10 protein-coding genes are annotated in these 13,259 nt (G+C 68.5%); 7 read left to right on the forward strand and 3 right to left on the reverse strand.

Translation table 11 applies throughout. From position 1 onward, the window contains the following. The 6 genes from fdhD to BW39_RS28545 all read left to right on the forward strand — a co-directional run. A partial coding sequence (gene fdhD, locus BW39_RS28520; protein WP_043825642.1) for a formate dehydrogenase accessory sulfurtransferase FdhD occupies positions 1 to 898 on the forward strand: 898 nt, incomplete at its 5' end. 73 nt (positions 899 to 971) lie between these two features. Then, a complete protein-coding gene (locus BW39_RS28525; RefSeq protein WP_043783237.1) occupies positions 972 to 1,370 on the forward strand; it encodes a hypothetical protein in 399 nt (132 codons plus the stop codon). 167 nt (positions 1,371 to 1,537) lie between these two features. Continuing rightward, complete coding sequence (gene miaB, locus BW39_RS28530) at positions 1,538 to 2,866, forward strand: tRNA (N6-isopentenyl adenosine(37)-C2)-methylthiotransferase MiaB (RefSeq protein ID WP_012203445.1); 1,329 nt, start codon at positions 1,538 to 1,540, stop codon at positions 2,864 to 2,866. 203 nt (positions 2,867 to 3,069) lie between these two features. Next, on the forward strand, positions 3,070 to 5,358 hold the full coding sequence (locus BW39_RS28535) for a tetratricopeptide repeat protein (RefSeq protein WP_043825644.1): 2,289 nt from the start codon (positions 3,070 to 3,072) through the stop codon (positions 5,356 to 5,358). Next, positions 5,355 to 6,593: a hypothetical protein gene (locus BW39_RS28540; protein WP_043825645.1), complete on the forward strand. Its 1,239-nt coding sequence runs from the start codon at positions 5,355 to 5,357 to the stop codon at positions 6,591 to 6,593. Before BW39_RS28535 ends, BW39_RS28540 begins: the two co-directional genes overlap by 4 nt. Beyond that, positions 6,590 to 7,264: a DUF1266 domain-containing protein gene (locus tag BW39_RS28545; RefSeq protein ID WP_012203442.1), complete on the forward strand. Its 675-nt coding sequence runs from the start codon at positions 6,590 to 6,592 to the stop codon at positions 7,262 to 7,264. Before BW39_RS28540 ends, BW39_RS28545 begins: the two co-directional genes overlap by 4 nt. A gap of 48 nt (positions 7,265 to 7,312) precedes the next feature. Here BW39_RS28545 and BW39_RS28550 read toward each other — a convergent pair whose 3' ends face one another. The 3 genes from BW39_RS28550 to ffh form a co-directional block, all read right to left on the reverse strand. After that, on the reverse strand, positions 7,313 to 7,717 hold the full coding sequence (locus BW39_RS28550; RefSeq protein ID WP_034390534.1) for a helix-turn-helix domain-containing protein: 405 nt from the start codon (positions 7,715 to 7,717) through the stop codon (positions 7,313 to 7,315). 62 nt (positions 7,718 to 7,779) lie between these two features. Continuing rightward, on the reverse strand, positions 7,780 to 8,334 hold the full coding sequence (locus tag BW39_RS28555) for a C40 family peptidase (RefSeq protein ID WP_013804083.1): 555 nt from the start codon (positions 8,332 to 8,334) through the stop codon (positions 7,780 to 7,782). A gap of 106 nt (positions 8,335 to 8,440) precedes the next feature. Beyond that, a complete protein-coding gene (gene ffh / locus BW39_RS28560) occupies positions 8,441 to 9,835 on the reverse strand; it encodes a signal recognition particle protein (RefSeq protein ID WP_012203439.1) in 1,395 nt (464 codons plus the stop codon). 257 nt (positions 9,836 to 10,092) lie between these two features. On the opposite strand from ffh, the gene BW39_RS28565 reads away from it, so the two are divergent. Beyond that, a partial coding sequence (locus tag BW39_RS28565; RefSeq protein ID WP_043825647.1) for a PAS domain-containing hybrid sensor histidine kinase/response regulator occupies positions 10,093 to 13,259 on the forward strand: 3,167 nt, incomplete at its 3' end.

Raw genomic sequence — 13,259 nt, forward strand, 5'->3', positions numbered from 1 at the left:
CCCCACCCCAGACGCAGGCCCCGGCGCAGCAGATGCTGCATGCGCCGCCCCGCCTGCCATTGCCGCGCTGCGCACGCATGCGGTGGCGCGCCACCGGCTCGGTGAAGGCGGCGCCGTCAGCATCCAGGCCGAGCCGCAGGTGCTGGCCAGCGAAGTCCCCATCGCCCTGGTGTTCAATGGCATCTCCCATGCCGTGATGATGGGCACGCCCTCGGACCTGGAAGACTTTGCGCTGGGCTTTGCGCTCACCGAAGGCATTCTGGACAGCGCTGCCGACTGCTACGGCATCGAGGTGCGCACCGTGGCTGCACAGGCCGCAGGCCTGCCGGCCGGCATGGACGGCATCGAGGTGCAGCTGGACGTGGCCTCGCGCTGCTTCGCCCGCCTCAAGGACCGGCGCCGCAGCATGAGCGGGCGCACGGGCTGCGGTGTCTGCGGCGTGGACAGCTTCGCGGCGCTGGACCTGTCCTTCGACCCCCTGCCCGCGCACGACTGGATCGCCCGTGTCGATGCCGACACCGTCTGCGCAGCCATCGCGGCACTGCCACCGCTGCAGTTGCTCAACGCCGAAGCCGGCGCCGTGCATGCCGCAGGCTGGGCAGGGCTGGACGGGCAACTGACGGATGTGCTCGAAGACGTGGGCCGCCACAACGCGCTGGACAAGCTGGTCGGCCGCCTCTCCCGCACAGGCCGCCTGGGCGAGGCCGGTTTTGTCGCGCTCTCCAGCCGCGGCAGCCATGAGCTGGTGCGCAAATGCGCCAAGGTCGGCATCGCCGCCCTGGCCACCATCTCCGCGCCCACGGCCATGGGCGTGCAGATGGCCGAACTGATCGGCCTGCGTTTCTGGGGCCTGTGCCGCCCGCCCAAGGCGGTGCTGTATGCGCCGGGCCGCACCTGAACCAATGCCCGAGTGCCGCGCCTGCGCGGCGGCAAGTTCGTAGAATCGCGGGTTCAGCCCCTGGATGTACACCATGAACCGCTGCAAGCCCCATTTCTCTCCCGTCCGCCGCCTGTGTGCCGGCGCCCTGCTCGCCGGCCTGGCCTGCGCCAGCCTGGGCGTGGCCGCGCAGGGCCTGCCGTCCAACGAGACGCGCAATTTCCCGCCGCAGGCCCAGTTCGGCGAGCTGGTCGTGACCCAGTTCCCCGAGGTGGAGATCGACGGCAAGACCATTCGCACCAGTCCGGGCTTTCGCCTGTTCAGCCCTGAACGCACGCTGGTGCAGGCCATCAATTACCAGGGCAGCAAGCTCGTGGTGGGCTATGTGATCGAGCCGCAGACGCAGTGGCTGCACCAGGCCTGGATCCTGACCAAGGCCGAGGCCGACAAGCACTACAAGCCCAAGTCGATGCTGCAGCGCATCTTCAACTGAGCACCGCGCACACCACAGCAAGCGCACAGCACGTACACGGCTGACGCGGCCCGCGCCTTGCGGGGCGCAGCGGCCCGGCCATGGGACACGCCGCCCCCTGGCCGAGCCACCTTCATTTTTTGCAGACCGCCGCTTGCAGTGCGGCGGCTGCCTGACGGAACCCCACCATGTCCAAGAAAGTCTTTATCAAAACCTTCGGCTGCCAGATGAACGAGTACGACTCGGACAAGATGGCCGATGTGCTGGGCGCAGCCCAGGGCTACGAATCCACCGACGATCCCGAGCAGGCCGACCTGATCCTGTTCAACACCTGCTCGGTGCGCGAGAAGGCGCAGGAGAAGGTGTTCAGCGACCTGGGCCGCTACAAGCACCTGAAGGAACGCGGCGTGCTCATCGGCGTGGGCGGCTGCGTGGCCAGCCAGGAGGGCGAGGAAATCATCAAGCGCGCGCCCTATGTGGACGTGGTCTTCGGCCCGCAGACCCTGCACCGCCTGCCCGAGCTGCTCAATGCACGCGCCGCCAAGCACAAGCCCCAGGTCGATATCAGCTTTCCCGAGATCGAGAAATTCGACCACCTTCCGCCCGCGCGCGTGGAAGGCTCCTCGGCCTTCGTCTCCATCATGGAAGGCTGCTCCAAGTACTGCAGCTACTGCGTCGTGCCCTATACGCGCGGCGAGGAAGTCAGCCGCCCGTTCGAGGACGTGCTCATCGAGGTCGCCGGCCTGGCCGACCAGGGCGTGAAGGAAGTCACGCTGCTGGGCCAGAACGTCAACGCCTACCTGGGCAAGATGGGTGACACGGCCGAGATCGCCGACTTTGCCCTGCTGCTGGAGTACGTGTCCGAGATCCCCGGCATCGAGCGCATCCGCTACACCACCAGCCACCCCAACGAGTTCACGCCGCGCCTGATCGAGGCCTACGCTCGGCTGCCCAAGCTGGTCAGCCACCTGCACCTGCCCGTGCAGCACGGCAGCGACAAGATCCTCATGGCCATGAAGCGCGGCTACACGGCCATGGAATACAAGAGCACCATCCGCAAGCTGCGCGCCATCCGGCCCGAGATGGCCATGAGCAGCGACTTCATCGTGGGCTTCCCCGGCGAGACGGAGGAAGACTTCCAGAAGATGATGAAGCTCATCCACGACGTGCGCTTCGACAACAGCTTCAGCTTCATCTTCAGCCCCCGCCCCGGCACGCCGGCCGCCAACCTGCACGACGACACGCCGCACGAGGTCAAGCTGCGCCGCCTGCAGGAGCTGCAGGCCGTGATCAACAACAACATCAAGGACATCAGCGACGAGCGCGTGGGCACGGTGCAGCGCCTGCTGGTGGAAGGCCTGTCCAAGCGCGATGGCAGCGAACTCATGGGCCGCACCGAGTGCAACCGCGTGGTCAACTTCCCGGGCAACGAACGCCTGATCGGCCAGATGATCGATGTGAAGATCACCGAGGCCCGCACCTTCACGCTGCGCGGCGAAGTCGTGGTGCGCCACTGAGCCCAACCCGGCCCCGGCGGCCCAGCGACCTCCTGCGTAACCAAAGCCCGGCAATGCCGGGCTTTTTTGCATGTAACAGGACGTGAAAACAGCCCGGCCACTCTGGCAGGGTGCCGGCTGGCCCGCTAGCATCGCGGGGTCGCCGCCCTGAGGTCCGTCGGCCTGCAGGGCTTTTCCAGCTTCGCTTGCTTGCTATCGATTCCATGAACACCTCCCAGCCCGCCACCGCCCAGGCCGTCCTTGAGGGCGAAGCCCTGCATGCCTTCATGGACCAGGCGCACGACCTGCTGCAGCAGGAGGCTGATGCCAGCCCCATCGCCCCGGCCGAACGCCAGGCGGCCGTCATGGAGCTGCTCTCGCAGCAGCGCTTCGCCCCGGCCACGGTGGGCGAGCTGGAGCGTCTGCACGATCTCTGGCTGGACCTGGAACGCCCCGAAACCGCCAACGCACTGCTGCGCGAACACCGCGCTGCCACGCTGCAACCCTTGCAGGGCGACAACCACCTGCTGGCCACGGCCAGCCTGGCGCTCAGCGACATCCAGAGCCGGCTGCGCTTCGACCGTGAAGGCGGCGTGGCCCTGCTCGCGCCCGCCGCCGATCTCATGGGCCGGCTGCCGCACACCGGCGAGCCCTATCGCTACTGGAACGGCTGGCACTACCTGGCCCGCGAAGCCCAGGCCTGGGAGCTGGCCGAGCAAGGCGTGGACCTGCAGCGCAGCCACGAACGCAGCGACCCGGATGGCGAGGCCTCCCCCGCGCGCCGCGACGCGCGTGCCTGCCTGCGCAAGGCCGAGCTGGCCCGTCTGCGCGGCGATGTGCCCGCCACCGTGCGCCAGGTGCAGGCCGCCACGGCGCTGCTGACCCAGGCCGATGCAGAGCAGAACGTGGACTTCGACGACTGGTTGCACCTTGCGCGCGAGGTCCTGCCGCTGGCCCCGCAAAGCGTTCCGGCCGTGCTCATGGCGGCGGAGCAGCACCTGGCCCGCACCGAAAGCCCCGCCGCATCGCAGGCGGTGCGCACGCACCGCAAGGTCCATGCGGCCCGGCTGCAGGCCATGGCCTGCCATGCCATGGGCCAGCCCGAGGCCGCGCTGCAGCTGGCCGCGCTGGGCCGCTTCGGCCTGGTGGATGACTCCGACGATGCCTTCAGCGGCCTGGTGCTGCAGTGGCTGGAAGAGGCGGGCCGCCTGGCCGATGCGGCGGACCTGGCGCTGGAAAGCGTGCTGCACAGCCGCCCCGGATCGGCCCGTCAGGGCTATGAACTGGCCTTGCGCAGAGTGGACAGCGACACCGCCCATGCACCGGCCTGGGCGCTGATCCTGGCCTGGGCGGGACTGGATTCCGACATGCAGGAGATCCTGGAAGACAGCCCGGCTGCTACGCGCAGCGCCGACGACTACCTGGCCCTGGCGCGCACCCAGGCGCCCGGCCACCCTCTGCTGGACCTGATCGACGGCTGGCGCCTGGCCAAGGACCGCCAATGGGAGCAGGCCCTGCCTCTGCTGGAGCGCGGCGTGACCGACCAGCCCCGGCACGCCAACTCCGAGCTGCTGCCCATGCTCTGGGCCGCGCGCTTCGCCGTGCTGCCCGCCGCGCAGGCGCTGCAGCGCCCCTTTGCGCAGGGCCATGGCGCCCACTGGTGCTATGCAGCGGGCGTGACCCTGGACGACGAGGACGACCTGGCCTCCCTCATGGGCGAAGGCCGGCAGGTGCCGAACGACGAGTTGCGCGAGCCGCTGGTGCAGCGTTACTACGAAGAGGGCCTGGCCCGCTTCGAGGCCTTCTGGGCCACCGGCCAGGGCCGGTACAAGGACGCGCACCTGCACGTCTACTCCATGCTCTGCAACAACCTGGCCATCAAGTACCGCTCGCAGCAGCGCTATGACGAGGCGGCGGCCCTGCACCACAAGGGCCTGTCCAGCAGCCCCTTTGCCGAACACCACGACGGCCTGCTGTGGTGCGCCATCCGCCGTGACGACCGCCCCGGCATCGTCACGGCGGCCGAGCAGCTGTGGCACTTCACCCAGGACTACGGCTACAGCCGCCACTGCCCCACGGACTACTTCCCCAGCGCGGCGCTGGCGCTCTACCAGCTGGGCCGCGCAGGCGAAATCGGCATCTGGCTGGAGCGCCTGGACCAGTGGTTCGAGGAACTGGACGAGGACGACCAGCGCGAACAGCGGCGCGACTACCTGGCCTCGCTGATGTCCCTGCTCGACTTCTTCTCGGAAAACCATGGCGAACTGGTGCGCCCGCGCCTGGACGCCCTGCTGCCCGAAGTGCGCGCCCTGGGCGAGTGCTACACGCTGCGCCGCCTGGCCTGCGCCATGGAAAGCTGCGGCCCCATCGACCAGGCCGTGGCCCTGCACCGCGAGGCCATCGCCAAGCTCACGCCCGACGACGGCGAGGCCGAGCACAGGATGGCAAAGGACGGCCTCAAGCGCTGCCTCAAGCTGCGCTCGGACAGCAAGCCCTGGTGGAAGCTGTGGTGAACCCGGGCGCCGGTGCCAACGCCGCCAGTGCCTATCGGCCGCGCGACGTGGTCAATGCGCCGGCCATCAAGCAGCGCATCCGCGAGCGCAGCGCCGCACGCGGCGACAGCGAGGAGATCGCCGCCTGGCTGGCCAACCACTTCTACCGCCATGTGATCGGCAACCTCGACGCCGATCCCCCTGCCGTGCAGCCCGTGTCCACGCAGGCCGAGCTGCTGCGCCTGCACCGGCGTGCCGAGCCCGCCGCCTGGGCGCTGGAGCGCCTGCGCGAACATGCGTCCCGCCAGCCGCTGTCACCGGACAGGCCGGCGGCCGACGGCAGCGCGCCGCTGTGGTGGGTGGAGCCCGACAGCGCACCCCTGCTGGCGCTGGAGAGCCGGCTGCTGGAGTTCCTGTCCACCCGGCGCGGCACCGCGCTGGAGGGCAAGCTGCAGCGCATCAACTGCCCGCAGGCGCTGGCGCGCTGGACGCTGGAGCACCTGGCCTTCGCCCGGAGAAGCGACAGCGGCTGGGCCGAGCACCGGCCCGGCGCCGTGCGCCCGCTGCTGCGTGGCCAGCTGGGTGTCTTCGTAGAATTCGATGCCCAAAGCCCGGACCTGCGCGCCGAAATGGCCTATGAAAGCCAGATGATGCGCCACTGCCTGGGCCAGTTCAGCGAGCGCGGCGCACTGCGCGGCGGCTATGGCGAGCACTACGCCGAAGCCTGCGAGCAGGGCCGGCTGCGGCTGTTCAGCTACCGCACGGGCACGGCCCAGCCGCGCATCACCGTCAGCGCCCAGGTGCGGGACGACGGGCGGCTGCGCATCGACCAGATCAAGGGCAAGCAGAACCGCCCGCCGATTGCGCGCTACCTGGCCGATGTGCTGGCCCTGCTCAATCACCTCGATACCGATGGCGAGGCGCCGGCGGACGCCCTGGCCATGGGCATCGTGCGCCGACCGGCACAGCTGCTGGCCACGGGCAGCGCGGCTGCCTGGTGCGCGGCCAGCGAGCTGCACACCGAGGCCGAGCAGCTGTGGCTGCTGCAGTCCCACCCGGCGCTGCTGGAGCAGCTGGACATCCGGTCGCCCCTGATGCAATGGCTGGTCGCGGCACGCCGCGACACCGTGCCCGTGCCCGCCTTCGAGCGCATGCCGCGCAGCGCGGCCCTGCAGCAGTCACTGGAGCTGGCGCGCCGCCGGGCGGGATCGCCCGGATCGCCGGGAACGCCGGGCAGGACAGGAAATCCGCGATGAACGCCTTCACCCTTGTTGTGCTGTCTGCATTGGTCTGGTGGGCAGTGCGCGCCGGCCTGCGGCGCATGCGTGCGTCGCGCCAACGCGGGGATTTCAGCAGCTACCGCAGCGGTGACGCGGCACTGGACTGGGCCCTGGCCCTGGCCCATCCCATGGCCTTTCACGCCATCCAGGGCGGCTTTGCGGACCGGCAGCTCAACGGCGCCGACTCCGCACTGACGACCCAGTTGCGCCCCATGGTGCTGCACCACCTGGGCCTGCGCACCGACCTGGACGATGCCCAGATCGCACGCCAGTTGCCCGACGGCCTGCGCCAGCGCTGGTTCACGCTGGACCTGCAGCGCCTGCAGGCCGGTGACGATCCCCATGCCGCCATGGCCTTTGCCTGCGCGCGCGTGGCCTTCCATGTGCGCTGCGCCTGGCTGCTGGGCTGGGTGGACGAGGCCCTGCACCAGCAGATCCTGCACCTGAACGCATGCCGCGCGCGGGACTGCTTTGACAGCTGGCAGGCCTTCGGCCAGGCCTACGCACGCGGCCGCAGCCAGTGGCTGGCCCGTGGCCGCGCCGACGTGCTGGGGTGCAGCGTGACGCCCGAGCAAGTGCAGCAGTGGGTGGCCGATCCGCGCCACCCCTGGCATGCCATGCCCTGGCAGCAGCAGGCCGTCCGGTGACTGCCGCCAGGCGGGTGCGCCGCCTGCCCTGCCTGCCCTGCCCGGTGCTCAGCCTTCGCCATGCACCTTGGCGAAGGTGAGGATCACCTCCCGCACCACCTGGCGCTGAGGCGCGGGCAGCTTCAGAAAGGCATCGAAGGTTTCGCGTTCGAGATAGCCCACGCCCGGCTCCTGGCATTCGAGCGGCGACGGCAGGGACGGCGGGGACCGGTGGGCCGACTCGCCATAGCGCAACACATCGGGCTCGACCTCGAGCAAACCCGCCAGCAGCACCAGCTTGTCCTGCTCGGGAACGGCCTCGCCGTTCAGCCAGCGCGAGACCGCCTGGAACGAGATCGGCCGCCCCCAGTAACTGGAATTGAACAGCTTCAGAAGCACGCTGGGCCGGGGCTCCAGTCCCGCAGCCTCGATGGCCTGGCGCAGGCGCAGTGCGAATTCGAGCTTGTTACGCATTCCGACGCCCTGGATTTCCCTGGAATCTTGATTGAATCATCAGCCCGTCGCCCGGCCAGCGTTCAGGCGAAGATGCTGCGCGCCTCGGTGAAGCGCTTGGCGAAATAGATGTTGTCCATGCGCACGCGCTGCACCGTGCCGCCGCTGGACGGTGCATGCACGAACTGACCGTTGCCCACGAAGATGCCCATGTGCGAATAGCGCGCGCCCAGGGTGTTGAAGAACACGAAGTCGCCGCGCTGCAGGCTGCGGCTGCCCACGGGATTGCTGAACTGCGCCCACTGCGCCGTGGTGCGTGGCAGGCGGTTTTCGGTGATGCCGCCCACGGCCCACTGGATCAGGCCGCTGCAGTCGAAACCGCCTTCGGGCGAATTGCCGCCGTAGGTATAGGGCGTGTTGACCACAAGCATGGTGCGCGCCAGCAGGGCCTCGCGCAATTCGCCGTCCAGATTGAGCGCCTGCGGCGAAGGCACCGGCGCCGGGCCCGCGCCCTTGCGCGGAGCGGACGAGCAGCCAGCCAGCAGCACGGCGGCCGCCAGCAGACCCCAGTCACGGCGCGAGAGCCGCGCCCCGGTCACCGGAGACACCGCAAGGGAAGTCGAAACACCAGCCTTCATGGCGCTGCATGTTCTCACAAAGCCCTCGCGGCCAAAAGAAAAGCCGCAGGCTGCGCTGCGGCTTGGCGGGAAAGAGCACGCGGCCCGGCGGCTCAGGCGGTGCCCATCAGAACGGGAGCTTGGGCATGCCGCCGCCACCGCCCATCATTCCCTTCATGGCCTTCATGCCGCCCATGCGTTTCATCATCTTCATGAGGCCGCCGCCCTTCATCTTCTTCATCATCTCCTGCATCTGCTCGAACTCCTTGAGCAGGCGGTTGACTTCCTGGACCTGCACGCCCGCGCCATCGGCAATGCGCTTCTTGCGCGTGGCCTTGATGATCTCGGGCTTCTTGCGCTCCTTGGCGGTCATGGAGCAGATGATGCCTTCCTTGCGGCGGATCTCGCGCTCGGCCTTGTCCATGTCCACCTGGCCGGCCTTGGCCGTGAGCTGGGCCGGCAGCTTGTCCATGAGGTTGGACAGGCCGCCCATCTGCTTCATCTGCTGGATCTGGGCCAGGAAGTCGTTGAGGTCGAAGCCGTCACCGCTCTTGACCTTCTCGGCCAGCTTCTGCGCGGCCTCCATGTCCACGCCCTTGGTGACCTGCTCGACCAGGGCCACGATGTCGCCCATGCCCAGCACGCGCTGCGCGTGACGGTCGGCGTCGAAGACCTCCAGACCGTCGATCTTCTCGGACACGCCGGCGAACTTGATGGGGGCGCCCGTGATCTGCCGCACCGACAGCGCCGCGCCACCGCGCGAGTCGCCGTCGAGCTTGGTCAGCACGATGCCGGTCAGGGGCAGCGCTTCCTTGAAGGCCTTGGCCGTGTTGATCGCATCCTGGCCCTGCATGGCATCGACGACGAACAGGGTCTCGACCGGCTTGAGAGTGGCGTGCAGATCCTTGATCTCGGCCATCAGCAGCTCGTCGATGGCCAGGCGGCCGGCCGTATCGACCAGCAGCACGTCAAAGAAGTGGCGCTTGGCGTAATCCAGCGCGGCCACGGCGATGTCGTGGGGTTTCTGGTCGGGCGTGGAGGGGAACCACTCGGCCCCGGCCTGGGCGGTCACGGTCTTGAGCTGCTCGATGGCGGCGGGGCGGTACACGTCGCCCGACACGGTGAGCACCTTCTTCTTGCGCCGCTCGATCAGGTGCTTGGCCAGCTTGGCCGTGGTCGTGGTCTTGCCGGCGCCCTGCAGGCCGGCCATGAGGATGACGGCCGGCGGCTGGGCGTTGAGGTTGATGTCGGCCACGCCCTCGCCCATGGTGGCGGCGAGTTCCTTGTTGACGATGGACACCAGCAGCTGGCCCGGCTGCAGCGAGCCCAGCACCTCCTGGCCCAGCGCCTTTTCCTTGACGCGCGCAACGAAGTCGCGCACCACGGGCAGGGCCACGTCGGCCTCGAGCAGGGCCATGCGCACTTCGCGCAGCATGTCCTGCACGTTGGATTCGGTGATGCGGGCCTGGCCGCGCATCTCCTTGACGAGTCGCGAAAGTTTGTCGGTCAGAGCGGAGGCCATAAGCGGGGAGGAACTGGAGTCGTCGGAAAGGAAAAGGTGTGCTGCAGCGAGCCAGCCGGGGCCAGGTGGCCAAGTGGGGCCGGGTCGCGGCACGGACCCTGCAGATCCCGATGATTCTACCCGCTGCCCCTGCCGGGGTAAGTACCGGCCTTCCGTGCCCCACGGCAGGCACCGGCCAGCAGTAACATGCGCAATGTTTCCATAGTTTATGGCTATCACATTCCGCAATGCTGGCTTGCTACCGCCTGGGAGTCTTCATGCCTGATACGCCGTATCGCCAGTTCCTGGATCGTGTGCCCGAGGGGTTTCTTCTGTTTGACGAGCAGGGCGGCCTGCTCGATGCCAATGCCCAGGCCTGCGCCAGCCTGGGCCATCACAAGGCCGCCATGCTGGCGCTGGGCATCATGGACGTATGGCTGGACCTGGATGGACGGCCGCGTGACTTCTGGCGGGACATGGTCGTGGACAGCCAGGCCCGTCTGCGAGGCTGGCTGACCCGCCGCGATGGCAGCAGCTTGCCCGCCGAGATCCATGTCCATTGCCTGTCACTGTCGGGCAGGCGGCTTTTCTTCACTACCTGGCACGACCTCAGCGAACGCACCGGCCAGGACGAGCCGATCGGCCAGCCCAATGCGCAGCTTGAGCCGCACCTGCAAAACCGCACCTGGCCGTGGCAGGACTCGACGCGCCTGCTGGAGACCGTGATGCGCGAGACGCCCGACCTGGTCTTCGCCAAGGACCGGCAGGGCCGCTACACCTTCGCCAACCCCGCCACAGCGCGCTTTGCCGGGCGCGCGCCCGAAGACATCGTGGGCAAGACCGACCAGGAGCTTTTCTCCGACAGCAGCTTCACCGACAGCGACCGCCGGGTGCTGGACAGCGATGCGCCCGTGGTGATGGACGATCATCTGCTGGTCGACGGGCAGCGCCGCATCTTCCAGTCCACCAAGATTCCCTATCGCGATGCCGAGGGCCGGACCGTGGGCGTGCTGGGCATTGCGCGCGACATCACCCTCATGCGCCAGACCGAGTCCCAGCTGCAAAAAAGCTACGACGTGCTGCGCCAGGCCGAACAGCTGGCGCGCCTGGGCAGCTGGACATGGGAGCTGGACACCGGGCACTTTCAGGCCTCGGAGATGATGTATGTGATGAACGGCCTGGACCCCCAGGGTCCGCCACTGAAGCGCCATGCCCTGCGCGCCATGCTCGGGCCGCAGGATCTTGCACGGCTCACCGCTGCCGTGGATCTGTGCATCAGCACCGGCCAGTCCTACAGCATCGATGTGGTCCAGCGCTGCCCGGACGGCCGGCAGTTCGCTGCCCGCCTCATGGGCCGGGCCCTGCGCGACGAGCAAGGCCGCATCGTCGCGCTCAGCGGCACGCTGCAGGACCTGTCCGAACGCGAGGACGCACGCATGCGCCTCGAAGCCCTGGCCGACAACCTGCCCAGCGGCGCCATCTACCGCCTGGAAGGCGGCTTGACGCAACTGCGGCTCAGCTACATCAGCGCCGGCATAGAGAACCTGATCGGCGTGCCGGCCCACGCCATCATGGCCGATCGGCAGGTCTACCTGAATGCCATCCATCCCGAGGACCTGCCGCTCTACCAGGGGATGATGCAACGCTCGATCGATACGCTGCGGGTCTTCGATTGCCGCTTTCGCGTGATCAGGCCCGACGGAGAGATCCGCTGGCTGCGCTGCCGCTCGGCCCCCCGGCGCTGTCAGGAGGGCATGGTCTGGGACGGCATCATGCTGGACATCACCCGCGAGCGCGAGGCCGAGCAGGCGCTGCATCAGGCCAAGGAAGCCGCCGAAGCGGCCGAACGCGCCAAATCGGATTTCCTGGCCATCATGAGCCACGAAATCCGCACACCCATGAATACCGTCATCGGCATGACGCGCCTGGTGCAGCAGACCGCGCTGACATCGCGCCAGCGCGGCTACCTGGAGAAGGTGGAGCGCTCGGCCAGCGCCCTTCTGGCCGTGATCAACGACATCCTCGATTTCTCCAAAATAGAGGCGGGCATGCTGGCGCTGGAGGAAGTGGACTTCGCCCTTGACGATGTGCTGGAGACCGTGACGGCCTCCACGGCGCTGCGCGCAGAGGAAAAGGGGCTGGAAGTGGTCTATGCGCTGGACCCGCACCTGCCGCCCCGTTTGCGCGGCGACCCAATGCGCCTGGGCCAGGTGCTGACCAACCTGGTCGGCAACGCCATCAAGTTCACCGAGCATGGCGAGGTGGTGATCTCCCTGCATCTGGCGCCGCCACCGGTGGACGCGCCTGCGGATGCCGATGCGGACACCACGGCAGCGCCCCTGCACCACCTGTGCGTGAGCGTGCGCGACACCGGCATAGGCCTGGATGCATCGCGGGCCGAGCGGCTGTTCCAGCCCTTCACCCAGGCCGACATCCAGACCACGCGCCGCCACGGCGGCACCGGCCTGGGCCTGGCCATCTGCCACAGGCTGGTGCAACTCATGGGCGGCGAGATCGGTGTGTGCAGCCAGCCCGGCCAGGGCAGCGACTTCCGCTTCAAGGCCAAGGTCCGGCTTGCCACGGATGCACTGCTGGACGGCCACGACAACCTGGGCAGCACGGGCGTTCTCATCGTCGATGACAACGCCAACGCGCGCGAGGCGCTGGCCGCCATGGTGCGCAGACTGGGCATGCGCTGCGATACGGCGGCGGACGGCATGCAGGCGCTGCGCATGCTGCAAGAGGCCGCACGCCAGGAATCCCCCTATGGCCTGGCCCTGCTGGACTGGCGCATGCCCGGCATGGACGGACTGGAGCTGGCGCGCCGCATGCGCGAGCGACAGGACCTGGCCAAGACCCCGGCTGCGCTCATGGTCACGGCCTTCGGGCGCGACGAAGTGCAGCTGCGTGCCGCGCAGTTTGGCCTGCGGGGCCTGCTGATCAAGCCCCTGACCGCATCGGCACTGAGGTCCTGCATCCGTGAGGCGCTGCGGGACCCCGAATCGACCCAGCCTGAAGACCCGGCGGCCGGCCCGTCGCCACAGCAGCGCTACCCGGGCCTGCCTGGGCGCAGGGTGCTGGTGGTGGATGACAACGTACTCAACCGCGAGGTGGCCACCGAGCTGCTGGAGCAGGCCGGCATATCGGTACAGACTGCGCAAGACGGTCTGCAGGCGCTGCAGCTGCTCGACAGCCAGCCTTTCGATGCCGTGCTCATGGACGTGCACATGCCCGGCATGGACGGCCTCAGTGCCACGCGCGCCCTGCGCACGCGCAGCGCGCTGCGGCATCTTCCGGTGATAGCGCTGACTGCACAGGCCTATGTCGAGGAGCGCGCCCGGATCGAGGCCGCAGGCATGAATGCCCATCTGACCAAACCCGTTGACGATGTGCTGCTGTACGAGACGCTGCAGCGCTGCCTGCGCGCAGCCCCCCCGACAACGGC

Source organism: Delftia sp. RIT313 (assembly GCF_000632165.1).
Lineage (GTDB): Bacteria > Pseudomonadota > Gammaproteobacteria > Burkholderiales > Burkholderiaceae_C > Comamonas > Comamonas acidovorans.